This is a genomic window from Nocardioides sp. AN3, from assembly GCF_054653495.1.
In genome coordinates this window covers 240175-265023 of the sequence record NZ_BAAIGC010000003.1, presented here as the reverse complement: position 1 = coordinate 265023, position 24849 = coordinate 240175, and the positions used below count along the sequence as shown (strand labels likewise).

Below are 24849 nucleotides of genomic sequence, written 5' to 3'. Positions count from 1 at the left end.
GCCAACGCATGTGCGGGATCGTGGGGTACGTCGGGTCGCAGCAAGCCGGCCCGCTGCTGCTGGAGGGCCTCGCGCGGCTCGAGCACCGGGGGTACGACTCTGCGGGCATGGCGGTCGTGGGCCCGAGCGGGGTCCGCGTCGCCAAGCGCGCCGGCCGTGTGCGCGACCTCGGCGAGGGTCTCCCGAAGCGGTTCGCCGGCAGGCTCGGCGTCGGCCACACCCGCTGGGCCACCCATGGCCCCGCCAACGACGTGAACGCCCACCCCCACACCGATGCGACCGGCACGGTGGCCGTGGTCCACAACGGCATCGTCGACAACGCCGCCGTGCTGCGCCAGCAGCTGGCCGACGAGGGCGTCGAGCTGGCCAGCGACACCGACACCGAGGTCTTCGCCCACCTCGTCGGGCGCAGCAACGCCGACACGCTCGAGGGCAAGGTCGTCGAGGCGCTCGCGCTCGTCGAGGGCACCTACGGGCTGGCCGTCGTCCACGCCGACTTCCCCGACCGGATCGTGGTGGCCCGCAACGGGAGCCCGCTGCTCATCGGCGTGGGGGAGAAGGAGATGTACGTCGCGTCCGACCTGGCCGCGATCGTCCGCCACACCACCACCGTCGCGCACCTCGAGGACGGCGAGCTCGCCACCGTCACTGCGAGCGGGTTCACGACGTTCCACCAGGATCTGAGCACCTCGACCACGACCGCGACGACGCTGGACGTCGACCCGTCGGCGTACGAGCTCTCCACGTCGACCGACGGGTCCACCGTGCCCCGGATGTATGTGGAGATGCTCGAGCAGCCGGCTGCTGTCGAGCGGGCGCTCCGGGGTCGGCTGGACGACCGGTTCGGGACGGCGCACCTCGGCGGTCTCAACCTCGACGCCCGCGAGCTGCGCGCGATCCGCCGGGTGAAGATGCTCGGCTGTGGCTCGGCCTACTACGTCGGCCAGATGGGCGCCGCGCTCATCGAGGAGCTGGCCCGGGTGCCCGCGGACGCCGAGGCGGCCTCGGAGTTCCGCTACCGCAACCCGATCATCGAGCCGGACACCCTCTACGTCGCCGTCTCGCAGTCCGGCGAGACCGTCGACACGCTCCTCGCCGTCGAGGAGATCAGGCGCAAGGGCGGGCGTGTCATCGGGCTCGTCAACGTCGTGGGCAGTGCGATCGCCCGCGCCTGCGACGGCGGGATCTACCTCCACGCCGGCCCTGAGATCGCGGTGGCCTCCACCAAGGCGCTCACGAACATGTACGTCGCCTTCGCGCTCCTCGCCCTCCAGCTCGGCCGTGTGCGCGACCTGTCCATCGCCGACGGCAAGCGCCTCGTGGCGGCGCTGACCGACCTTCCCGCGAAGATCGACGAGGTGCTCAAGCTCGAGGACGACATCGCCGAGATCGCCTCGGAGCTGGCCCGGCACGACTCGATGTTCTTCGTCGGGCGGGTCCGCGGCTACCCCGTCGCCCGTGAGGGTGCCCAGAAGCTCAAGGAGATCTCCTACCGGCACGCCGAGGCCTACCAGACCTCCGAGCTCAAGCACGGGCCGCTCGCGCTGATCTCGCCGGACGTGCCGTCGATCGCGATCGTGCCCGACGACGAGCTGACCGACCGCAACGTCGCGGCTCTGCACGAGATCGCGGCCCGGGGTGGTCCGCTGGTCGTGGTCACGCACGAGCAGGTCGACCTCGGCGACCTGGACGTACGGCGGATCGACGTACCGCCCCTGCAGCGCGAGCTCGACCCGATCCTGCTCACGGTGCCGCTCCAGCTGCTGGCCTACCACGCCGCGCAGGCGCTCGGGCTCGACGTCGACAAGCCGCGCAACCTCGCCAAGTCCGTCACGGTGGAGTGACCCGGTGGAGTGGCCCGGTGGAGTGACCGGGGCGCGTGACCCAGCGCACCGCGACGGCGAATCTCCATGATATGGGCCGAGCCACTACCGTTGTCGGGTGAGTAGCGAGCCCAGCCCAGACAGCACAGCCCCCGAAGCGGTCGGCCCCACCTTCGACGAGCTGGGCCTGTCCGCCGGTGTGCTGGAGGCGATCAGGGACCTCGGCTACGAGACACCCTCAGCGATCCAGGCCGCCACCATCCCGGTGCTGCTGGAGGGGCGCGACGTGGTCGGCCTCGCCCAGACCGGCACCGGCAAGACGGCCGCCTTCGCCCTGCCGCTCCTCTCCAACCTGGACCCCTACGAGACGAAGCGTCCGCAGGCGCTCGTGCTCGCGCCGACCCGCGAGCTCGCGATCCAGGTCTGCGAGGCCTTCGAGCGCTACGCGCAGAACCTGCCGGGCATCCGGGTGCTCCCGATCTACGGCGGCTCGGCGTACGGGCCCCAGCTCACGGCGCTCAAGCGAGGCGTCCACATCGTCGTCGGCACGCCCGGCCGCATCATGGACCACCTCGACAAGGGCACGCTCGACCTGTCCGAGCTGCGGTTCCTGGTGCTCGACGAAGCCGATGAGATGCTCTCGATGGGCTTCGCCGAGGACATCGAGACGATCCTGGCCTCGACGCCGGAGGACAAGCAGGTCGCGCTCTTCTCCGCGACGATGCCGCGCCAGATCAAGGCGCTCACGGGTCAGTATCTGCGGGACCCGAAGGAGATCCAGGTCCGGGCGAAGACCGCCACGAACGCCAACATCTCCCAGCGCTACCTCATGGTCAGCTACCCCCAGAAGCTCGACGCGCTGACCCGGATCCTCGAGGTGGAGAACTTCGAGGCGATGATCGTCTTCGCGCGCACGAAGTCCGAGACCGACTCGCTGGCGGAGAAGCTGCGGGCCCGCGGCTTCGCGGCTGCCGCCATCAACGGCGACATCGCCCAGAACCAGCGCGAGCGGACCGTCAACCAGCTCAAGGACGGCTCCCTCGACATCCTCGTCGCGACCGACGTGGCCGCGCGCGGGCTGGACGTCGAGCGCATCTCGCACGTCGTCAACTACGACCTGCCGACCGACGTCGAGTCCTACGTCCACCGCATCGGCCGGACGGGCCGCGCGGGGCGCACGGGAGACGCGATCTCCTTCGTGACCCCGCGCGAGCGCTGGCTGCTCAAGGCCATCGAGAAGCACACCAAGGCCTCGCCCGACCAGATGCAGCTGCCGACCGTCGACGAGGTCAACGCGACCCGCCTGTCCCGGTTCGACGACGGCATCACCGCTGCGCTGGCCGGCAAGGACAGGATCTCCTTCTTCCGCGACGTCGTCGCCCACTACGTGAGTGAGTACGACGTGCCCGAGCTGGAGGTCGCCGCCGCGTTGGCCGCGCAGCTCCACGGCGAGGAGCCGCTGCTGCTCGAGGAGCAGCCGGAGCCGGTCCGCCGCCAGCGGCCCGAGCGTGGCGACCGCCCCGAGCGTGGCGAGCGCGGCGAGCGGCCCCGCGAGTCGAGCCGCTCCCGGGTCAGCGACCAGCCGCTGGCGACGTACCGCATCAGCGTCGGCAAGCGTCACCGCGTCGAGCCGCGCCAGATCGTCGGGGCGATCGCCAACGAGGGCGGCCTGCGGCGTGCAGACTTCGGCAACATCTCGATCCGACCCGACTTCTCCCTTGTCGAGTTGCCCGCGGACCTGGCTCCCGAGACGTGGGCCGCGCTGGAGAGCACCCGGATCAGCGGCAAGCTGATCGAGCTGCAGCTGGACCGGGGCGCTCCCGGCTTCCGCTCCGGCGCCCCTCGGGGCCGCCGCGACGACGGCTTCGGCGACGGTGCGCCGAAGAAGGAGCGCAAGCCCCGCCACAAGTAGCCGAACAGACGCAGATGCCCACCGTGGAGCCGGTGAGCAGGCGCAGATGGCCCGGGGAGCCGGTGAGCAGCCGCAGATGGCCGGTCGAGCCGCGGACATCTGCGTCCGCTCGCCGGCCGGCCGCCGTTGGAGTACGGCGCGGCACATGAAACGCGCCCCTCTCTGCATGGGGTCAGTGAGGGGCGCGGTCGAATGCGGAGTGCTCCCTCCCCAAGTCGACCTTGCCAGCATAGGACGCCGGTCGTGGGTGTGTCGAAAAGTTCGTTGAAAGTGGCACGCTGGGCCCATGAGCGGACTCGACCTTCTCGGCCCCGAGCAGCGGGGCTTGTTCATCGGCGGCAGCTGGCGCGAGGCGGAGGGCGGTGAGACGTTCGCCGTCTACGACCCGGCCGACGGCTCCGTGCTCGCTCGCGTCGCCTCGGCGACCGTGAACGACGCGATGGACGCGCTGGATGCTGCGGTCGCCGCCCAAGCCGACTGGGCGCGTACGGCGCCTCGCGACCGTGGCGAGATCCTGCGCCGAGCCTTCGAGCTGATCAACGAGCGCGCCGACGACCTCGCGGAGCTCATGAGCCTCGAGATGGGCAAGACCGTCGCGGAGGCCAAGGGCGAGGTCACCTACGGCAACGAGTTCTTCCGGTGGTTCTCCGAGGAGGCCGTCCGCATCCACGGCCGCTGGATGCAGAACCCCGCCGGCACCTCGCGCCTGCTGACGATGAAGAAGCCGGTCGGGCCGTGCTTCTTCATCACGCCGTGGAACTTCCCGCTCGCGATGGGCACCCGCAAGATCGGCCCTGCGGTCGCGGCCGGCTGCACCATGGTGGTCAAGCCGGCGGAGCTCACGCCATTGACGATGCTCGCGCTCGCCTCGATCCTCGCCGAGGCCGGGCTCCCGGACGGCGTGCTCAACGTGGTGCCCACGCACCACTCCGGAGACATGTCCAAGGCCCTCATGGCCGATGACCGGTTGCGGAAGGTCTCGTTCACGGGCTCCACCCCGGTCGGCCGCCTCCTCGTCAAGCAGTCCGCGGACCAGCTGCAACGGGTCAGCATGGAGCTCGGCGGCAATGCGCCGTTCTTGGTCTTCGACGACGCCGACATCGATGCCGCCGTCGACGGCGCGATGATCGCGAAGATGCGCAACATGGGGGAGGCCTGCACGGCGGCCAACCGCTTCCTGGTGCACGCCGACGTCGCTCAGGAGTTCGCCGAGAAGCTGGCCACGCGGATGGGCAAGCTCGTCGTCGGTCGCGGCCAGGACGCCGGCGTCGACGTCGGCCCGCTCATCGAGGAGAAGGCCGTCGAGGCGGTGCACCAGCTGGTCACCGACGCGGTGCACGACGGGGCTCGCGTGCTGACCGGCGGGGGCGCGCCCGACGGGCCCGGCTTCTTCTACAGCCCTACGGTCCTGCTCGACGTGCACCCCGAGTCGGAGATCAACACCCAGGAGATCTTCGGGCCGGTCGCGCCGATCGTCACGTTCACCGACGAGTCGGAGGCGATCCGGCAGGCGAACGCCACAGAGTACGGCCTGGCCTCCTACGTCTACACCCGGGACCTCGCGCGCACGATCCGGATCGCAGAGTCGCTCGACTACGGGATGATCGGCGTCAACACCGGGCTCATCTCCAACGCCGCGGCCCCCTTCGGCGGCGTCAAGGCCTCCGGCTTCGGCCGCGAGGGCGGCTTCGAGGGCATCGAGGAGTATCTGGAGACGACGTACGTCGCCTTGCCGGCCGGCTGAGAATGACTCAATAGACGTCTTCCGCGACCCCTTCGTTACGGCAAATCGCGAACTTTCTCGGTTCTCCACAGACGAAAAACTCCCTCTGGAGCACGGCGCCTGATCGGGTTGTACTTCCCCCGAATCGAAAGCCTGCGCGCGCCCATCCGGCCCGCGCACTCCGGGGGGAGAGAAGATGGATCGCAGGTTCTACCGAGGCCATGCGTCGATCGCGCGGTGGCGTGCGGTGGCGGCATCGGGAGCGTTGCTGGTCGGCGCGGCCTTGTCCGCGGCCGGGCCGGTTGAGGCGTCCACGGACGTCGCTGGACGCGATATGGCCAGCGTGCGGGCAGCGGCCGAGCCGGCCGTCAGCATGGCCGAGCCGATCGAGGTGTCGGCGGGAGCTCGGGTTGTCTCCAGCCGACCCGCCGGCGCCCCAGCGGCGCGGGCGGCTCTGGTCATGGCGAGTCCGTCGACGAAGAACGGCGCGACCTATGTGTCTGTTCCGAGCAACTATCACTACAACCCAAGGGATGCGCAGAAGTCTCTGCATGACTACTGCACCGCTTCTCCCGACGCCTACTTCGGCGTCAGCTTCAAGGGACCCTGCGCACGGCACGACATGTGCATCGCTCACAACGAGGGTCGGGCCGTGCGCACGTTCCGTGGGACCTGTGACAGTGCGCTTCGCAAGGATCTGAGGTCCAACTGCGACTACACGAGGGGCAGATGGGACTGGCGCCGGTGCAACTGCCGAGGCGTGGCCGAGAAGTACTACCAAGTCGTCACGGCGAGGACCACGTACCTCTGGGCGACGGGACACTGAGGGTGACAACGACGATCCGCCTGTCGGCCCTTTCGGCAACCGCGCTCATGCTGGCTTTCAGCGGATGCGCCTTGGCCCAGGACGACACGCCGGCGGGGGCGGTGGGGATCGCCCGAGGGGCCGGCAACCATCCGACGCTGGTGGTGTTGGTGTGTAAAGGCTCCTTCGACCACCTGCAAGTCCTCGAGATGCTCGGCGATGGGAAGTCGAAGACGATCGGGGAGTACGTCGCCGACGATCCCGTCGGGGTGGGGGTGCACCGGGTCGACCTACTTCATCCCGACGCCAACTGGCGCGTGAAGACACCGGTCACTGTCAAGCCGGGGCTCATCGTGGCGGATGCCTGGGGCGATGAGAGCGGGAGCAGTCAGACGACGTTCCGATTCAACCAGATCGCTCAGCTTGAGCATGGCAAGGTGACCGGCTTCGACGAGAACACCACGGTGCCTGAGTCGGATCTGACCGTGGACAAGTGCGGCAACATGGCCCGCTGAGACGGCACGCAAGCGGGGCGCGCCGCGTGGCGGGCGCCCCGCGTGGGCGGCCGTTCGGTGCGGCGAAATGCTGCGACACGCCGGTCGGATCGGCGTGTTGCGCCGGTCGGGCGCAGCGGACGGCCGGGTCCCGAGGGGTCTCGTCGCGGCGGGCCGCCGCCGCGGGAGCGGGCGCCCCCGGGTGGGCGGCCCTGCGGTGCGGCGGAATTGCTGCGACACGCCGGGCCGATCGGCGTGTCGTGGCGGGCGGCTGCAGCGAATGGCCGGGGCCGAGGGGTCGGGTCGCGGCCTGCCGCCACCGTGGGTCGCGGGCGGCCATTGGTTGCGGCGAAGTGCTGCGACACGCCTGGCCGATCGGCGTGTCGCAGCAGTTCCGCCGCACCGCAGGGCCGGGGGGCCCCGGTCGCGCCGCAGGACCGCCGCGAGCAGCGATCACGCCGTCGCCGAGTACGACCCTCCGGCATCGACGAGATCGACGAGGCCGGCACGCGAGCGGATGCCGAGCTTGCGGTAGACCCGCGAGAGGTGCCACTCGACACCCTTCACGGTGACGGCGAGCTGCTCGGCGATCTCGCGGTTCGTCAGGCCTCGCGCGGCCAGGCGGGCGACCCGATGCTCGGCGTTGGTGAGCAGGGCGGCGGCGTCGCCGTGCACGGGGCGGGCTCGCTCGCCGGCCCGCTCGAGGAGGCGGGAGATGCGGGCGTGCAGCGGCCAGAGGGCCTCGGCGCCGGCGTACTCCTCGGCGCCGCGGAGCAGGCCGACCGCCTGCCCGCGGTCGCCGGACGGCGCGAGGAGGAGCAGTCCGGCCAGGTCGGCGTCGACCTGAGCGGCCAGCCGCATGTCGCCGGCCGTGCGTGCCAGTCTCCGGGCCTGGTCGAGCACGGTCAGGGCGTCGGTCGACGCGTCGACGACGGCGAGCGTCCTCAGAGCGGTCGCCATCTGCCACGCGTCGGTCGTCCGGCTCGCCAGCCTCATCAGCTCCCGGGCGAGGCGGGTCGCCTCGGTCCGCCTGCGCAGGTGCACGAGCGCGAGGGCGGCACCCGCTCGCCAGGGGGCGACGGCCATGTCATCCTCGATGGCCAGATCACCGGCGCGCCGGAAGGCGGCCACCGCTCGCTCGTGGTCGCCGAGCGCGGCCGTCAGCTCACCGTGGCCCAGGTGCGCCAGCACGGCCGAGGCACCGGTCCCGGCGAGCGCCGGCTCGAGCTGCACCCCCACCGTCGAGGCGGCCGTCAGGTCGCCCACCGCCAACCGGCAGGTGAGGAGCAGCGAGGAGTGCTCGACCTGCTCGATGGGGGTGAGATCACGTCGGGAGGCGCTGGCGAGCTCGCTCGCGGCGCGTCGGATGAGGCCGGTCCGAACCAGCCCCCAGCTCTCAGCGAGCCGGCCCGAGAAGGACGAGGTCGGCCGCGGCGTTGGGAGCGTCGGGGCCACGGGAGGCGAGAGTAGGGGGCCCGCCGTTCACCCGTGGGAGAAATCGCAGGAATTTGCTCAGCTGGTCTGGTCCTGTGCCGATAAGACCCAAATGAGCAGTTCGCTCTCGACGGCCGCCGTGACCTCCAGCGGCCCCGGCTCCCCGGTGGCGAGCAGCGCGTCGCCGGCACTCAGGGGCTCCGCCAGCGAGTTGCGCAGCAGCGCTCCCGAGGCGACGTAGACGTGTAGCAGCTCGGCGTCCGGGAGGGTGACCGACTGGCCCGCGCCGAGCCGGGACACCCACAGCGACGAGCTATCCACGGTGAGGGCTGGCACCAGGTCACCGGCAGGGACGTCGGTCACGGCGTACGCCGGCTCGCCACTGCCGTCCGAGCGCAACCACACCTGCACGAATCGTGTCTGCGGCGCCGCAGCGATCTCGCTGTGCTCCACGCCGGCCGCCGCATGCAGGTGCCCGAGCTGGCCGGGCCTCAGCACGTGCGACTCACCGGTCGAGTCGGTGTGGGTCAGCGCGCCGGAGACCACCCAGGTGACGATGTCGAGATCGGCATGGCGATGGGGCTCGAACCCGCGGCCGTCAGCAAGCAGATGCTCGTCATGGCAGATCATCGGCCCGAAGGCCACATGGCCCGGATCGTAGGCGGCACCGAACGAGAACGCATGACGCGTCGCGCGGCCCGCCTCGCGCTCGGTGAAACGGGTGGTTCCTCTGCGGATCTGGGCGCTCACGCGCACAATTGTCCTGTGTCCGTTCCGCTGCTTCCGGAGGGCTTCGTATTCGGGACGAGCACCTCGGCGTTCCAGATCGAGGGTGCCGTCGACGAGGACGGCCGGGGGCGGAGCATCTGGGACACGTTCACGGAGCAACCGGGCGTCATCGCCGACGGGACGGACGCCTCCGTGGCGGCCGACCACTACCACCGGCTGGACGAGGACCTGGGGCTGCTGCGCCGTCTCGGAGCGCGCGGATACCGCTTCTCGATCTCCTGGCCACGTGTCCTCCCCAGCGGCCGCGGCACACCGAATCCGAAGGGGCTCGCCTTCTACGACCGGCTGATCGACGGCCTCCTCGAGGCGGGGATCGAGCCGATGGCGACGCTCTACCACTTCGACCTGCCGCAGCACCTCGAGGACGACGGCGGCTGGCTCAATCGGGGCACGGTGGACGCCTTCGCGGAGTACGCCGCCCTCGTCGGCGCCCGCTACGCCGACCGCGTCACCCACTGGGTGCCGGTCAGCGAGCCGGCCGTGGCGGCGATGCTCGGGTATGGGATCGGACAGCACGCGCCGGGACGCAAGCTCTTCCTCGACGCGCTCGGCGTCGCCCACCACCTGCTCATGGCGCACGGCCGTGCCGCCATCGAGCTGCGCGCCGCCGGTGCGACCAGCGTGGGCTGCGCCAACAACCACTCGCCGATGTGGCCCGCCAGCGACGACGAGGCCGACATCGGCGCCACGAAGCTCTTCGACGCGCTGTGGAACGGCCTCTTCCTCGAGCCCATGCTGCTGGGCCGCTACCCGGCAGACCTGGCACCCCTGCTGGAGGACGTCGTGCGGCCCGGCGACCTGGCGACCATCCGCCAGCCGCTCGACTTCTACGGCGTCAACTACTACAGCCCCATCCGCGTCGCCGCGGCCGACGAAGGGGCGGAGAACCCGTTCCGGTTCGTGCCGCTCCTCGGCCACGAACAGACGGCGTCGGGATGGGCGATCGTGCCGCACGCGCTCCGCGAGTGGCTGATCCTCACGCGGGCTCGCTTCCGTGCCGGCCTGCCGCCGTTCGTCATCACGGAGTCGGGCGCCTCCTTCCAGGAGGGACCCGGGGAGGACGGGGTCGTCGACGACGAGAGGCGCATCGCGTATCTGCAGGCGCACATCGAGGCGATCTCGGCCGCCGTGCAGCGCGGAGTCGACATCCGGGGCTACTACGTCTGGTCGCTCCTGGACTGCTGGGAGTGGTCGAGCGGCTACACGACGCCGTACGGGCTCGTGCACGTCGACCGCACGACGCTGGAGCGGACGCCCAAGCGCTCCTTCGAGTGGTTCGGCCAGCTCATCGCCGCCCAGGCCGCGACCACCCCGGAGTAGCGCTCGGGAGTGACCTCTGGAGCAAGCCCAGGACGGGCCAAGGAGTGCGCCCCAAGTCGGGTCCAAGCGGCTCCCAAGGTCGGCAGCGGAACCTCGTCTCCACCGAGATTCCACTCCGACCAAGGACACCATCATGACCCGACTGCTCTACCGCCTGGGGCGCGGCTCGGCCGCTCACCCGTGGCGCGTGCTCGCCGGCTGGCTGCTCGTCGCCGCCACCGTCTTCTCTCTCGCCGGCACGGTGGGCGGGCCGACCCAGGAGGACTGGGATGTCCCCGGCGCTCGGGCGCAGCACGGCATCGACCTGCTCCGCCAGCACCTGCCCGGTGCCGGCAACGCCACCGCTCGGGTGGTCCTCCATGGCGAGCGCGCGTTCGCGGGTGACGACCTCACCGCCCTCGGTGACAGGCTCGCTGCGATGCCGCACGCGGTGACCGTGAGCGACCCGCGCCTCTCCGCCGACGGCGACACCGCGATCCTCGAGGTCGGCTACGACGTCCCCGTCACCGACCACGACCTGTTCGGCAAGCGCGACGCCCTGGACCGGGCGATCGCTCCGCTCGAGGACGCCGGCTACCAGGTCGAGCTGAACGGTGACGTGCCCGAGAACGCCGCGGCGCCGATGCAGGGTCGAGGCGAGCTCATCGGGATCATCGCGGCCCTGCTCATCCTCCTCTTCGCGTTCGGCTCGGTCGTCAGCGCCGGGTTGCCGATCGGCTCCGCGCTGGTCGGTCTCGGCATCGGCGCGGGCGGGCTGACGATCCTGGCCGGTCTGACGAACGTGAGCACCATGGCGCCCACGGTGGCGACGATGGTGGGCCTCGGCGTCGGCATCGACTACGCGCTCCTGCTCGTCACCCGGCATGCGGAGTTCCTCCACGCCGGCTTCACCCCGGTCGAGGCGGCTGGGCGCGCGACGGCGACTGCCGGACGGTCCGTGGTCTTCGCGGCCGGCACCGTGCTGGTCTCGCTGATGGGCCTGCGGCTGGCCGGGCTGTCGACGTACTCCACCTTCGGCTTCGCGACCGCCATCGCCGTCGTCGGCGTCGCGGCCGCCTCCCTCACGGTCGTCCCCGTGCTGTGCCGCCTCGCCGGACGACGGGTCCTGCCGCGCGGCGTGCGGCGTCAGCGCACGCGGGACCGTGAGCCGTTCACTGCCCGCTGGGCCGCGCGCGTCGGCCGTCGTCCGCTGCCGTGGGCGGTCGGTGCGGTGCTCGTCATGGTGGCGCTGGCCCTGCCGGCCCTCGACCTGCACACCTGGCCCGGGGACCCCGGCGACCAGTCGCGGAGCCTCACGACGCGACGGGCGCACGACCTCATCGCCTCCGAGTTCGGCGTCGGTGCGAACACCGACTACACCGTGGTCGCCGGTCCCTCCGTCTCCGAGCGTGCCGTGGACCAGGCTCACGCCGCGGTGGCCCGCATCCCCGGCGTCGTCGAGGTCGGCGCGGTCACCGCCTCGCCCGACGGAGCGCTGCACGTCTTCCGGGTCGTGCCGAGGTTCGGCGACTCCGACTCCCGCACGAGCCAGCTGGTCGCCGACATCCGGGCCGGGCTGCCCGACGGCGTCGAGCTGACCGGGCGGACGCCGTACTTCTCCGACATCACCGCGATGCTTGGCGAGCGGCTCTGGATCGTCATCGGCTTCGTGGTGACGGTGTCGATGCTCCTGCTGGCGATGGTCTTCCGGTCGGTGCTCCTGCCGGTGAAGGCCGCCGTGATGAACCTCTTGTCGGTCGCCGCGGCGTACGGCGTCATGGTCGCGGTCTTCCAGTGGGGCTGGGGCGGGGGGATCCTCGGCGTCGACCACGCGTTCCCCGTCTCGGCCTGGATGCCGGTGCTGGTCTTCGCGGTCCTGTTCGGGCTGTCGATGGACTACGAGGTCTTCCTCCTCTCCCGGGTGCGCGAGCGCTGGCTCGACAGCGGCGACCCGCGCTCCAGTGTCGTCGCGGGGCTCTCGGACACCGGCCGGGTGATCAGCGCGGCAGCCGCGATCATGGTGGCGGTCTTCCTCGGCTTCGCCAGCGAGGTCGACTGGACCGTCAAGCAGCTCGGCATCGGCATGGCGGTCGCCGTCCTCCTCGACGCGACGCTCGTCAGGATGGTGCTCGTGCCGGCGACGATGTCGTTGCTGGGTCGCTGGAACTGGTGGCTTCCCGCCTGGCTGGACCGCCTCCTGCCGACCGTGTCCGTCGAGGACGACGCCGCCGAGCTCGACGAGCCGGTCCGCGCCTGACCATCGCCTGACCAGCGGGGTCCGGGGCCGACCGGCGTCCTCTCGACGACTCAGCCTCTGCCATGATCGCGACCATGCAGCTGGGACAGGGCACGGGACCGCTCGCGGGCATGCGGGTCGTCGAGATCGCCGGGATCGGCCCCGGACCGCACGGGTGTCAGATCCTCGCCGACCTCGGCGCCGACGTCATCCGGGTGGAGCGGCCGGGCGGCAACGGCCTCGGGGGCGGACCCCACGACCTGACCACGCGGGGACGTCCGAGTGTGGCGCTCGATCTCAAGCGGCCGGAGGCCATCGAGACCGTGCTCCGCCTCGTCGAGTCGGCTGATGCGCTCGTGGAGGGCATGCGGTCGGGCGTGACGGAGCGGCTCGGGCTGGGGCCCGACGACTGCCTCGCGCGCAACCCGCGGCTCGTCTACGCCCGCATGACCGGCTGGGGCCAGTCGGGGCCGTTGGCGCAGGCGTCCGGCCACGACCTCACCTACCTCGCCACCGCCGGCGGGCTTTTCGGCCTGGGCCAGGACCCGTCGCGTCCGCACTTCCCGTTGAACCTGCTCGGCGACTTCGGGGGCGGCTCGACCTACCTCGTGATCGGCGTCCTCGCCGCCGTCCTCGAGGCACGCACGAGCGGCCGGGGCCAGGTCGTCGACGCGGCGATCGTCGACGGCGTCGCGCACCTCCAGTCGATGAGCTACAGCCACCTGGCCGAGGGCACCCAGCGCCCAGACCGGCGGGTGTCCGGGCTGCTCGACGGCGGCGTCCCGTTCTACGACGTCTACGGCACCTCCGACGGCCGCCACGTCGCCGTCGGCCCGCTGGAGGCCAAGTTCTACGCCGGCTTCTGCGAGCTCCTCGCCCCCTACCTCGACGGCCAACAGCTCCCCGAGCAGTACGACCTCGCGCGCTTCGCCGAGATGCGCTCGACCCTGGCGGCCACCTTCGCCGGCCGCACGATGGCGGAGTGGGCCCAGACCTTCGAGGGCACCGATGCCTGCGTCGCGCCGGTGCTGACGATGGTCGAGGCGGCCGAGCACCCGCACATGTCCGCGCGGGGCACCCTCGTCGAGCGCGACGGCGTGCTGCAGCCGGCGCCCGCCCCGCGCTTCAGCCGCACGACGCCGTCGCTGGGCGCCGGGCCCGCCGCGTCGGCGGGGGCCCATACCCGCGAGGCGCTCGCGGCCTGGGGGATCGAGGACGTGGAGAAGCTCCTCGCCGACGGCATTGCCGTGCAGTCAAATACCTGAGACACGTGTCGCGCTAACCGCTGCCAACGGCTAAGTTGTGCGCATGGCCCCCACGTCTCTCCCCTCGGGCATCGAGCACGTCGACCTCGTGATCGTCGGTGCCGGCCTCTCCGGCATCGACGCCGCCGCGACGCTTCGGCGCGCGCACCCCGACAAGACCGTCGTCGTGCTCGAGCAGCGCGACGACCTCGGCGGCACGTGGGACCTGTTCCGCTACCCCGGGATCCGGTCCGACTCCGACATGTTCACCTTCGCCTACCGGTGGCGGCCGTGGGAGTCGACCAGGACGCTGGCCGACGGGCCGCAGATCAAGGAGTATCTCGAGACCGTCGCCGCCGAGGAGGGCGTCGACAAGCTGATCCGCTACCGCCACCGCGTCCGGTCGGTCGCGTGGGACACCGAGGCGAGCAGCTGGACGATCCACGCGGAGAGCGACGGCGAGCCGGTCACGCTGACCTCCCGGTTCCTGTGGAGCTGCACGGGCTACTACGACTACGAGCAGGGCTTCCAGCCCGACTTCGCGGGCGTCGACGACTTCGAGGGCACCTTCGTCCATCCCCAGTTCTGGCCCGAGGACCTCGACTACGCGGGCAAGAAGGTCGTCATCATCGGCTCCGGCGCCACGGCGGTCACCCTGGTGCCCGCCATCGCCGAGTCGGGGGCGCAGCACGTGACGATGCTGCAGCGCACGCCGTCGTACATCCTCTCGCGGCCCGGGAACGACCCGGTCGGGCGCGGGCTGCGCCGCCTGCCGCTCCGGGACCGGCTGCCGTTCAAGCGGCTGCGCGAGGCGACCTACCACGAGATCCTCCGCTGGGAGAACATCGCGCTCGCCACCGGGCTCTACCGGTTCGCCAAGCGCTCGCCGGAGCGCGCGAAGGCGTTCATCCGCAAGCAGCAGGTGGCCGCGCTGACCGCCCGCGACGGCGGGCAGGGCTTCACCGAGGGGGAGGCGGAGGCGTACGTCGACCGGCACCTCACCCCGCCGTACGACCCGTGGGACCAGCGGCTCTGCTTCGTCCCCGACGGCGACCTGTGGACGGTGCTGCGCGAGGGGCGGGCCGACATCGTCACCGACCGCATCCGCAGGATCACCCCGACCGGGATCGAGACCGAGTCCGGCGAGCACCTGGAAGCCGACATCATCGTGAGCGCGACCGGGCTGGCCATCAAGATCTTCGGCGGCATCGAGGTGAGCGTCGACGGTCGGCCGGTCGCGCCGGGGGAGACCACGGCCTACCGTGGCGCACTGCTGACCGGGGTGCCGAACTTCGCCTTCACCATCGGCTACATCAACGCCTCGTGGACGCTCAAGGCCGACCTGGTGTCCCGCTGGTTCGCCGGGCTGATCGGGGAGATGGACCGGCGCGGCGTGAGCCGTTTCACCGTCTCGGAGCCCGCCACGCCCGCGACGCGTCCGCTGATGGACATGCAGTCCGGCTATCTCCTGCGCGGTGCGGCCAGCATGCCCCGCCAGGGAGAGAGCGTCCCGTTCGCGGCGAAGCAGAGCTACCTGACCGACCTCAAGGTGCTCGGGCGCCGGACGTACGCCGACGCTCACCTGCACTTCGGCTGATGCACACGTCAAGCCCCCGTAGCGTCATGCGCTCCGTCCGTGGAGTGGCTCCCTCCGCATGACGTCCCGTGGCGAATCGTCCAACCCCGGTCCAGACCCGTAAGATGAGCGTGGCGGAGGCCGTTCGTGTCTTGCCCCGGCCCGCCCACTCCCACCCCGCAGGGGTCGGTTCCGTTCTGGCGAGACGCCCTCGCAGAAGATTGAGATCCCTTGTCGTTCACCGACCTGGGCGTGCCCGCACGCCTGTCCACCCTCCTCGAGCAGCGCGGCATCACCACGCCGACGCCGATCCAGGCCGCCACCCTGCCCGACAGCCTCGCCGGACGTGACGTCCTCGGCCGCGGCCGCACCGGCTCGGGCAAGACGTATGCGTTCCTGCTCCCGCTCGTCACGCGCCTGCTCGACGGGCCGCGCGCGAAGGCACGCAAGCCCCGCGCGCTCATCCTCGCCCCGACCCGTGAGCTGGTCGCGCAGATCAAGGAGTCGCTCGACCCGCTGGCCGCCGACGCGGGCCTCACCGTCCAGACCGTCTTCGGCGGCGTGGGTCAGAACCCGCAGGTCCAGGGGCTGCTCAAGGGCGCCGACATCGTGCTGGCCTGCCCCGGCCGGCTCGAGGACCTGATCGGCCAGGGCCACGCCGACCTGTCCGCGATCGAGATCACCGTGCTCGACGAGGCCGACCACATGGCCGACCTCGGCTTCCTGCCCGCGGTCCGCCGGCTGCTGCAGAGGACGCCCCGCGACGGCCAGCGCCTGCTCTTCTCGGCGACGCTCGACCAGGGCATCGACGTGCTGGTCAAGCAGTTCCTCTCCCAGCCCGTCACCCACGAGGCCGACTCGACGCAGTCCCCCGTCGCCGCCATGGACCACCACGTCCTGCACCTGAGCCGCGAGGACCGGCTCCCCGTGCTCGTCGACCTGGCCACCGCGCCCGGCCGGACGGTCGTGTTCGCCCGCACCAAGCACGGCGCCAAGGCGCTCGCGCGCCAGCTCAACAAGGCGGGTGCCCCCGCCGTCGAGCTGCACGGCAACCTGTCGCAGGGTGCGCGCACGCGCAACATGGAGGCCTTCCACTCGGGAGCGGCGACGACGCTCGTCGCGACCGACATCGCCGCGCGCGGCATCCACGTCGACGACGTGGCGCTCGTCGTGCACGCCGACCCGCCGGCCGAGCACAAGGCCTACCTGCACCGCTCGGGCCGCACGGCCCGCGCCGGCGCGGCCGGCACGGTGATCACGCTCATGCTCGACGACCAGGTGAAGGACGTCCGCGCCCTGACCCGGGCCGCGGGCATCAAGCCGACCATCACGCGAGTCGACGGACCCCGTCACCCCATGCTCGCCCGGCTCGCCCCGGGTGAGCGCGTCCTCATCGAGGGTGGGTACGTCGCCGAGCCGGTGCAGCCGGTCGCACAGCCGGCCAGGAGCGGCTCCCCGCGTCGACGCAGCTCCTCGCGCGGTGCCGGCGGCTCAGGCGGTTCCAGCGTCGGCTCCAGCGCCGGCCGGGCCGCAGGTCAGTCGCGCGGCCAGGCCGCTGGCGGCACCCGCTCGCGCACCGAGGACCGTGCCGACGGAGCAGGCGCGCGGAGCGGCTCGGGTCGCCGTCGCCGCCGCGGAGGCGGTCAGAGGGCGCCGAAGACCGCGTAGTCGTCGGAGGCGATGCCCAGCTGGGCGAGCAGGTCCTGCTGGATCAGGGTGACCTGGCGCGCGACGCGCTCGACGACGTGCTGCTGGGTCTCGTCCTGGTGGTCGAGCCACCACACGATGCTGGCGTCGATCAGGCCCATGATGCCGGCGTACACGCCCGGTGGGATCACGGGGACCTCGTTGCCGGCGCGCCGGACGTACTCGCTGCTCGAGGCCACGAGCATCTCGAGGAAGCGGCCGCCGCCGTGCCGCGGGCCGCTCGCCGCGCGCGCGTGCTGCCGTGCGGCGAGGAAGCGGTAGAGGTTCGGGTGCTCGGCGGCCCAGCCGACGGCGGCCTCCGCCGCGGCATACGTGCTCTCGCGCATCGTCGCCGGCTCGGCGAGCGTCGGCCGGACCTGTTCGACGAACTCCTCCGCGACCAGGCGGCCGACCTCGGCGTCGAGCTCCTCCTTGCTCGCGATCACCCGGTAGACGTGGGGTCGCGGCACGCCGGCCCGCTCGGCGATCTGCGCCATGCCGACGCCGGGACCGAGCTCCTCGATGCAGGAGACCGCGGCCGCCACCAGCGCGTCGCGGCGGGTGGCGCCCGTCGCCTTCGACTCCGTCATCTCGTGGCCTCCTGTACGCCCTCCTGTGAGCGGCGTCACGTCACTGTAGGTGTGCTTGTAGCGGACCCGTCTCCGGTGGTACACCTTGTACCAAGGTACAGGCTGTACCACCCCGCGGGTTCTCCCGGGCGACCGCGATCGGAGGAGCGATGCCGCCACGTCGATCATCGTGGATGGACCCCGATCTCGACGACTTCCGCGACCTGGCGCGCACATTCTGCGAGAAGGAGATCAAGCCGAACGTCGACGCCTACATCGCCAACCGGCAGGTCGACCGCGGCCTGTGGAACAAGGCCGGCGACGTCGGCCTCCTGTGCCTCTCCATCCCCGAGGAGTACGGCGGCGGCGGTGGGACCTTCGCGCACGAGGCGATCCTCATCGAGGAGCAGGCGCGGGCGACGGACTCCTCATGGGGCGTCTCCCTCCACAACGGGATCGTCGCGCACTACCTGCTGGCCTACGGCACCGACGAGCAGAAGCGCGCGTGGCTGCCCCAGATGGCGAGCGGCGAGGTGGTCGGCGCGATCGCAATGACCGAGCCCGGCACCGGGTCGGATCTGCAGAACGTCACGACCAAGGCGATCCGGGAGGGTGACGAGTACGTCATCAACGGAGCCAAGACCTTCATCACCAACGGCACCCAGGCCGACCTCGTCATCACCGTCGTCAAGACCAACCCCGAGCAGGCGGCCTCCGGCATCTCCCTCGTGCTCGTCCCGACCGACACCCCCGGCTTCTCCCGCGGGAAGGCGCTCGACAAGATCGGGATGAAGGGCCAGGACACCTCCGAGCTGGTCTTCTCCGACGTGCGCGTGCCGGTCTCGGCGCTGCTGGGAGCCGAGGAGGGCCAGGGGTTCGCTCAGCTGATGGATCAGCTGCCCCAGGAGCGGCTCCTCGTCGCAGTCGCCAACGTGGCCGCGATGGAGATGTGTCTCGACGAGACACTGCGCTACGTCCACGACCGGCACGCCTTCAACCGGCCGATCTGGGCCTTCCAGAACACCAAGTTCAAGATGGCCGAGGTCGCGACCGAGGCCCGTGTCGCACGCTCCTTCCTCGACGAGTGCATCGCCCTCCACCTCGAGGGGCGGCTCGACATCCCGACCGCGGCGATGGTCAAGCTGTGGTGCTCCGAGCGCGCCCAGCGGGTCGCCGACACGTGCCTGCAGCTGCACGGTGGCTACGGCTACATGAACGAGTACCCGATCGCCCGCGCCTGGGCCGACCTCCGCGTCTCACAGATCTACGCCGGCACCAGCGAGATCATGAAGGAGATCATCTCGCGCTCCCTGACGCCGCCGGCCTGACCCCATGCACTCGAGGCCCAGCCGGACCGACCGGCCGCCCACCCTCCTCACCCGAACAGGAAGATCTGATGGCTGAAGCGTTCATCTACGACCACCTGCGCACCCCGCGGGGCCGCGGCAAGGCGACCGGCGGGCTGCACGAGACCAAGCCGATCGACCTCGTCGTCGGCCTCATCGACGAGCTCCGCAAGCGCAACCCCACGCTCGACGTCGAGCGCATCGACGACGTGGTCCTCGGCGTGGTCACCCCGATCGGCGACCAGGGCAGCGACATCGCCAAGACGGCGGCGCTCAAGGCGGGTCTCCCGGAGACGACCGCGGGCGTCCAGCTCAACCGCTTCTGCGCCTCCGGCCTCGAGGCGGTCAACCAGGCGGCGTCCCGCGTCCGCGGCGGCTTCGAGGACCTCATCCTCGCCGGCGGCGTCGAGTCGATGAGCCGCGTGCCGATGGGCTCCGACGGTGGCGCCTGGGCGATGGACCCGGCCACCGCGCTGCAGACCGACTTCGTCCCGCAGGGCATCGGGGCCGACCTCATCGCGACCGTCGAGGGCTTCAGTCGCACCGACGTCGACACCTACGCTGCCGAGTCGCACCGCCGGGCCGCCGCCGCCTGGGAGGCCGGCTACTTCAAGGACGCCGTCATCGGAGTCGTCGACCTCAACGGCCAGGTCGTGCTCGACCACGACGAGCTGATCCGGCCCGGCACGACGGCCGAGAGCCTGGCCGGCCTGAAGCCGTCGTTCCTGCAGCACGGCCAGGAGGCCGGCTTCGACGACGTGGCCCTGTCGAAGTACCACTGGCTGGAGAGGATCGACCACGTCCACCACGCCGGGAACTCCTCCGGCATCGTCGACGGCGCCGCGCTCACGCTCATCGGCACCGAGCAGGTGGGCCGGGACCTCGGCCTCACGCCTCGGGCGAGGATCATCTCGGCCGCCGTGTCCGGCGCCGACCCGACGATCATGCTGACGGGTCCCGCGCCGGCGGCCCGGAAGGCGCTCACCCGCGCGGGTCTGACGGTCGACGACATCGACCTGTGGGAGATCAACGAGGCGTTCGCGGCCGTCGCCATGCGCTTCATGAAGGACATGGGGATCAGCCACGACGTCACGAACGTCAACGGCGGCGCCATCGCCATGGGCCACCCGCTCGGTGCCACCGGCGCGATCATCCTCGGCACGCTCGTCGACGAGCTCGGCCGCCAGGGCAAGCGCCGCGGCCTCGCCACGCTCTGCGTCGGCGGCGGCATGGGCATCGCCACCATCGTCGAGCTCCTCTGAGGTCTCGATACACCGTCGCTCGTCCCTCACGACGGCACTCGACCACCGACCCTGTGACCTCAAGGAATGACCCATGACTGAGAACCAGACCGCCGTCACCTACGACATCGACGCCGACGGCATCGTCACCCTGACGCTCGACGACCCGAACCAGTCGGCCAACACCATGAACGAGGCCTACGCGGCCTCGATGAAGGCCGCCGTGGACCGCCTCCACGACGAGGCCGACCGCGTCACCGGCGTCGTCGTCACCTCGGCGAAGAAGACGTTCTTCGCCGGTGGCGACCTGAAGAAGATGATGCCCGTCCGCCAGGACAGGGCCGCCGAGCTGTTCGCGGAGGTCGAGGCGATCAAGGCGACGCTGCGTCGCCTGGAGACCTTCGGCAAGCCGGTCGTCGCGGCCATCAACGGCGCCGCGCTCGGCGGCGGGCTCGAGATCGCGCTCGCGACGCACCACCGCATCGCGGTCGAGGGCCGCTACGAGATCGGGCTGCCCGAGGTCACGCTCGGGCTCCTGCCGGGCGGTGGCGGCGTCACCCGGACGGTACGGATGTTCGGCATCATGACCGCCCTCACCGACATCCTCGGCCAGGGCACCCGCTTCAAGGTCGCGCAGGCGCTCGAGAAGGGGCTCGTCGACGAGGTCGTCGCGACCCCCGACGAACTGGTGCCGGCCGCCAAGGCCTGGATCAAGGCGAACCCCGAGCACACTCAGCAGCCGTGGGACAGGCCCGGCTACAAGATGCCCGGCGGCAAGCCGAGCTCCCCGGCCCTGGCCGCGTTCCTTCCGGCGTTCCCGCCGATCCTGCGCCGCCAGCTCAAGCAGGCCGACATGCGGGCGCCGAAGGCGATCCTGGAGGCGGCGGTCGAGGGTGCTCAGGTCGACTTCGACACCGCCTCGCGCATCGAGTCGCGCTACTTCGTCCACCTGGTGACCGGACAGCAGTCGAAGAACATGACGCAGGCGTTCTTCTTCGACCTCGGCTCCATCAACGCCGGCACCCTGCGCCCGGACGGCTTCGAGACCTACCAGCCCGCGAAGGCGGTCGTGCTCGGCGCCGGCATGATGGGCGCCGGCATCGCCTCTGTGCTCGCCCGCGCGGGGGTGGAGGTCGTCCTCAAGGACGTCACGATCGAGGCGGCCGAGAAGGGCCGCTCCTACACCGCCGGCCTCAACGACAAGGCCGTCTCCCGCGGCAGGCTCACCCAGGAGAAGGCCGACGAGGTTCTCGGGCGGATCACGGCGACGGCGGATCCCGCGGACGCGGCCGGCGCCGACCTCGTCGTCGAGGCGGTCTTCGAGGACGTCGCGCTCAAGCAGAAGGTGTTCGCTGAGATCGCCCCGCACCTGGCGCCCGGCGCGCTGCTGTGCTCGAACACCTCGACGCTGCCGATCACCGACCTGGCGAAGGGCATCGAGCGGCCGGCCGACTTCATCGGCCTGCACTTCTTCAGCCCCGTCGACAAGATGCCGCTCGTCGAGATCATCCGCGGCGCGGAGACCTCCGACGAGGCGCTCGCCAAGGCCTACGACATCGTGCTGGCCATCAAGAAGACGCCGATCGTGGTCAACGACTCGCGCGGGTTCTACACCTCGCGGGTCATCGGCACCCAGATCGAGGAGGGCCTCGCGATGCTGCAGGAGGGCCTGGCGCCGTACTCCCTCGAGCGCGCCGCCACCTCCGCCGGCTTCCCGGTCGGCCCGCTCCAGATCACCGACGAGCTCAACATGGAGCTCATGGTGAAGATCGCCAGGACCACGCGCGAGGCGGCGGGAGTGGAGGAGCCCACCGTCACCGAGCAGGTCTGCGGCGCGATGATCGAGGCGGGGCGGCCGAGCAAGCTCAAGGGCGCCGGGTTCTACGAGTACGTCGACGGCAAGCGCGGCTCGATCTGGTCCGGCCTGGCCGCGCTGTTCCCGCTGGCAGCGGAGCAGATCCCGATCGAGGACGCCCGCGAGCGGATGCTCTTCCGTGAGGCCGTGGAGACGGCGAAGTGCTTCGAGGAGGGCGTCCTGACCTCGGCGGCGCACGCCAACATCGGCTCGATCTTCGGCATCGGATTCCCGCCGGCGCTGGGCGGTGCGGCGCAGTTCATCACCGGGTATGAGGCCGCCGACGGCTCGATCGGTCTCGACGCGTTCATCAAGCGGGGCGACGAGCTGGCCGACAGGTACGGCGAGCAGCTGCGGCCGACGGCGTACCTGCGCGAGATGGCGGCGAAGGGCGAGTCCTTCCCCGCGTGACGCGGCGTCGTCCGTGCGGATAGTCCGTTCGGAGGGTGCTCCTAGTCACCCTCGCGCGGCGAGGTCCAGCCGTGCGAGGGTGGCCCCGCAGGCGTGACAGCGGGGAGGATCGGCCAGTGAGTGAGCAAGTCCCCCTGCCGGTCGTCGACGTGCAGGGCCTCCACGTGCGCTTCGGCGAGGTCGAGGCGGTCAACGGCGTCGACCTGGCGGCGTACGCCGGCCAGAGCACCGCCCTCCTCGGCAGGAACGGTGCCGGCAAGTCCACGACGATGCGCGTCGTCGCGGGTGTGGTCCCACCGACCCGGGGACGCGTGGTCGTCGCCGGGTCGGACGTGCGGGCCGAGCCTCTCGCGGTCAAGCGCGCGGTGGGCTACTGCCCCGACGTCGGTGGCCTCGTCCCGCGGGCGACCCCCTGGGAGCACCTGCAGCTCTCGGCGAGGCTGCGCCGGCTCGGGCCCGGGTGGGAGGACCGGGCGCGAGACCTGCTCGAGCGCTTCGAGCTCGGCGACGTCGCGCACCGCGTCACGAGCGGCTTCTCGCACGGCATGGGGCGGCGGCTCTCGGTGGTCCTCGCTGCGTTCCACAAGCCCGAGGTGCTGCTGCTCGACGAGCCCTTCGACGGCGTCGACCCGATCGGCGTGGAGGCGACCCTCGACGTGGTCAGCGACGCCCGCGCCCGAGGCGCCTGCGTCCTGGTCTCGACGCACCTTCGAGAGCTCGCCATCGAGGCGTGCACCTCGGTCCTGGTGCTGCGCGGCGGGTCGCGCGTCGCCGCCGTGTCCGCCACTGAGATGGCCGGCGAGGAGGGGGCGCGTGCCTACCGCGGGCTCCTCGACTGACCCACGCGGGCTCGCCCGACGGCTTCGGCAGGAGTGGTGGGCCGTCCAGGATGTCGGCCATCTGCTGCGGTTGCGCGCCAGCGCCGTCCGACGGCGGCGCACCCTGGTCGGGCTGACGATCTTCCTCGTCATCACTCTCAGCGCCGCCGTCGTGCCGGCGTACCTCCCGGGGGCCGGAGGCGGTGGCTACGCCTTCAACCTGCTGCTGCTCATGCCGACCGCGTTCGCCGGGTTCCTCGTGATCACCCTGGCGTCTGCGGTGGCCTCCGGCGGCGGTCGCGAGATGGTGCCGCGCGACCAGCTGGTCGCCTACCCGGTGAGCCCGACAACGGACCACCTCGGCGCGCTCCTGCTCGCGCCACTCAACATCGCGTGGCTGCTGCAGTGCTGGCTGCTGCTGGGTTCGGGGGCGTACGCCCTCGGCCGCGGCCACTTCGCGCCGGTCGCCCTCGGTGCCTTCGCCTGGGTCCTGGCCGCGACCGCCATCGGCCAGGTCGTGGCCTGGTCGATCGAGGGACTGCGCAGGACGACGTACGGCGTCCTCGTCGCCCGCGGGATCGCCATCGCCGGCATCTCGGCGGCGGCCGCCCTCCAACTGACCCACCACCTGGGTCATGTCCTCGACGCCGTGCCCACCCGGTGGGTGGTGCAGGGCCTCCTCGCCGGCTTCGGCGGCCGCTGGCTCCTCACCGTGACGGTGGTCGTCGCGCTCTTCGTCGTCGCCGTCGTCGTCGGCGCCATCCCCGCGCATCTCACCGCCCGGCTCCAGCCGCGGGAGGAGCTGCGGGTGGAGAGCGGTCGCTACCGGGCCCGCCCGACCAGCTTGTCGGACTTCGGGGCGCTGCTCCGCGTGGACCGGGCGTCGGTCTGGCGCGCGGTGCCGATGCGCCGGGGCCTCGTCGTGCTCGCCGTCGGCCCGGGGCTGGTCTCCCTGGCCGGGGACCTGCCGTGGAACCAGATGACGATCCTGCCCGGCCTCGTGGCCTCGGGCGGCGCCCTCCTGTTCGGTGTGAACGCGTGGAGCCTGGAGGCGCGGGGTGCGCTGTGGCGCGAGTCGCTCCCCGTCACCCCTGACACTGTCTTTGCCGCACGTGCGTGGGTCCTGCTGGAGTTCCTGGTCGTCGCCTCCGGCATCACGCTGGGCCTGGCGGCCCTCCGCGCGGGTCTGCCGACGGCGGCCGAGCTCGCGGCGCTGCTGTGCACGTGGCTGGTCGTCGTGCTGCAGGTGCTCAGTGCCTCGATGCGCTGGTCGCTGCGCTCGCCGTACTCCGTCGACCTGCGCTCGGCCCGGGCCACCCCGGCGCCGCCGATGGCCATGGTGGGCTACTCGACGAAGCTCGCCGCCTGCACCACGCTCACGAGCCTGATCTTCTCCGGCCTTGCGCAGGTGGATGCCTGGCCGCTGTCCGTGCTCGTGGCCGCCCCGTTCGTGGGCTGGTCCCTCACGCGGCTGCTGAGGGCCCGTGACGGCTGGACGGAGCCGACGACCCGGGCTCGGGTCGTCATGACCGTCGCCGGCTGAGCTGAGCACACGGTCGTCGGGTTGAGTACAGGTGCTCATGCGGAC

Annotated in this window: 18 protein-coding genes; 15 read left to right on the top strand and 3 right to left on the bottom strand. The window is 71.4% G+C overall.

All coding sequences use genetic code 11. The features are described 5' to 3' along the window. The first annotated feature begins 8 nt into the window (after positions 1-8). The 5 genes from glmS to ACYQ1K_RS05670 all read left to right on the top strand — a co-directional run bounded on the left by glmS (position 9) and on the right by ACYQ1K_RS05670 (position 6778). Positions 9-1844, top strand: a complete 1836-nt coding sequence (glmS, locus tag ACYQ1K_RS05690) for a glutamine--fructose-6-phosphate transaminase (isomerizing) (RefSeq protein ID WP_459981840.1) — start codon at positions 9-11, stop codon at positions 1842-1844. 97 nt (positions 1845-1941) lie between these two features. Next, positions 1942-3735 carry a DEAD/DEAH box helicase gene (locus tag ACYQ1K_RS05685; protein ID WP_459981839.1) on the top strand — a complete coding sequence of 598 codons (1794 nt, stop codon included), beginning with the start codon at positions 1942-1944 and terminating at the stop codon, positions 3733-3735. 286 nt (positions 3736-4021) lie between these two features. Beyond that, positions 4022-5479 carry an NAD-dependent succinate-semialdehyde dehydrogenase gene (locus ACYQ1K_RS05680; RefSeq protein ID WP_459981838.1) on the top strand — a complete coding sequence of 486 codons (1458 nt, stop codon included), beginning with the start codon at positions 4022-4024 and terminating at the stop codon, positions 5477-5479. Between the two features lie 175 nt (positions 5480-5654). Beyond that, positions 5655-6284 carry a phospholipase A2 gene (locus tag ACYQ1K_RS05675; protein ID WP_459981837.1) on the top strand — a complete coding sequence of 210 codons (630 nt, stop codon included), beginning with the start codon at positions 5655-5657 and terminating at the stop codon, positions 6282-6284. Positions 6285-6286: 2 nt separating this feature from the next. Then, positions 6287-6778 carry a hypothetical protein gene (locus ACYQ1K_RS05670; RefSeq protein WP_459981836.1) on the top strand — a complete coding sequence of 164 codons (492 nt, stop codon included), beginning with the start codon at positions 6287-6289 and terminating at the stop codon, positions 6776-6778. Between the two features lie 432 nt (positions 6779-7210). Here the strand turns inward: ACYQ1K_RS05670 and ACYQ1K_RS05665 are convergent, their stop codons facing one another. Next, positions 7211-8212: a helix-turn-helix transcriptional regulator gene (locus tag ACYQ1K_RS05665; RefSeq protein WP_459981835.1), complete on the bottom strand. Its 1002-nt coding sequence runs from the start codon at positions 8210-8212 to the stop codon at positions 7211-7213. 57 nt (positions 8213-8269) lie between these two features. Next, entirely contained in the window at positions 8270-8941 is a 672-nt protein-coding gene (locus ACYQ1K_RS05660; protein ID WP_459981834.1) for a pirin family protein, read from the bottom strand. 15 nt (positions 8942-8956) lie between these two features. Here ACYQ1K_RS05660 and ACYQ1K_RS05655 point away from each other — a divergent pair, with 15 nt between their 5' ends. From ACYQ1K_RS05655 to ACYQ1K_RS05635, 5 genes are all read left to right on the top strand, one after another. Continuing rightward, complete coding sequence (locus ACYQ1K_RS05655; protein ID WP_459981833.1) at positions 8957-10300, top strand: GH1 family beta-glucosidase; 1344 nt, start codon at positions 8957-8959, stop codon at positions 10298-10300. 133 nt (positions 10301-10433) lie between these two features. After that, positions 10434-12536 carry an MMPL family transporter gene (locus ACYQ1K_RS05650; RefSeq protein WP_459981832.1) on the top strand — a complete coding sequence of 701 codons (2103 nt, stop codon included), beginning with the start codon at positions 10434-10436 and terminating at the stop codon, positions 12534-12536. 74 nt (positions 12537-12610) lie between these two features. Continuing rightward, positions 12611-13780, top strand: coding sequence for a CaiB/BaiF CoA transferase family protein (locus tag ACYQ1K_RS05645; RefSeq protein WP_459981831.1), 1170 nt, complete (start codon positions 12611-12613; stop codon positions 13778-13780). A 43-nt stretch (positions 13781-13823) separates the two neighbouring features. Continuing rightward, complete coding sequence (locus tag ACYQ1K_RS05640; RefSeq protein ID WP_459981830.1) at positions 13824-15356, top strand: flavin-containing monooxygenase; 1533 nt, start codon at positions 13824-13826, stop codon at positions 15354-15356. A gap of 210 nt (positions 15357-15566) precedes the next feature. Continuing rightward, entirely contained in the window at positions 15567-17003 is a 1437-nt protein-coding gene (locus ACYQ1K_RS05635; RefSeq protein WP_459981829.1) for a DEAD/DEAH box helicase, read from the top strand. Here the strand turns inward: ACYQ1K_RS05635 and ACYQ1K_RS05630 are convergent. Next, a complete protein-coding gene (locus ACYQ1K_RS05630) occupies positions 16979-17611 on the bottom strand; it encodes a TetR/AcrR family transcriptional regulator (RefSeq protein ID WP_459981828.1) in 633 nt (210 codons plus the stop codon). The genes ACYQ1K_RS05635 and ACYQ1K_RS05630 overlap by 25 nt on opposite strands. A 173-nt stretch (positions 17612-17784) precedes the next feature. On the opposite strand from ACYQ1K_RS05630, the gene ACYQ1K_RS05625 reads away from it, so the two are divergent. From ACYQ1K_RS05625 to ACYQ1K_RS05605, 5 genes are all read left to right on the top strand, one after another. Further along, on the top strand, positions 17785-18918 hold the full coding sequence (locus ACYQ1K_RS05625) for an acyl-CoA dehydrogenase family protein (RefSeq protein ID WP_459981827.1): 1134 nt from the start codon (positions 17785-17787) through the stop codon (positions 18916-18918). A 68-nt stretch (positions 18919-18986) separates the two neighbouring features. Next, positions 18987-20198: an acetyl-CoA C-acetyltransferase gene (locus tag ACYQ1K_RS05620; RefSeq protein ID WP_459981826.1), complete on the top strand. Its 1212-nt coding sequence runs from the start codon at positions 18987-18989 to the stop codon at positions 20196-20198. A 73-nt stretch (positions 20199-20271) separates the two neighbouring features. Beyond that, positions 20272-22443 (top strand): 3-hydroxyacyl-CoA dehydrogenase NAD-binding domain-containing protein, encoded by a 2172-nt coding sequence (locus ACYQ1K_RS05615; RefSeq protein ID WP_459981825.1) that lies wholly within the window; start codon positions 20272-20274, stop codon positions 22441-22443. 116 nt (positions 22444-22559) lie between these two features. After that, complete coding sequence (locus tag ACYQ1K_RS05610) at positions 22560-23282, top strand: ABC transporter ATP-binding protein (RefSeq protein ID WP_459981824.1); 723 nt, start codon at positions 22560-22562, stop codon at positions 23280-23282. Continuing rightward, a complete protein-coding gene (locus tag ACYQ1K_RS05605) occupies positions 23257-24804 on the top strand; it encodes a hypothetical protein (RefSeq protein ID WP_459981823.1) in 1548 nt (515 codons plus the stop codon). Before ACYQ1K_RS05610 ends, ACYQ1K_RS05605 begins: the two co-directional genes overlap by 26 nt. The last annotated feature ends 45 nt before the right edge of the window (positions 24805-24849 follow it).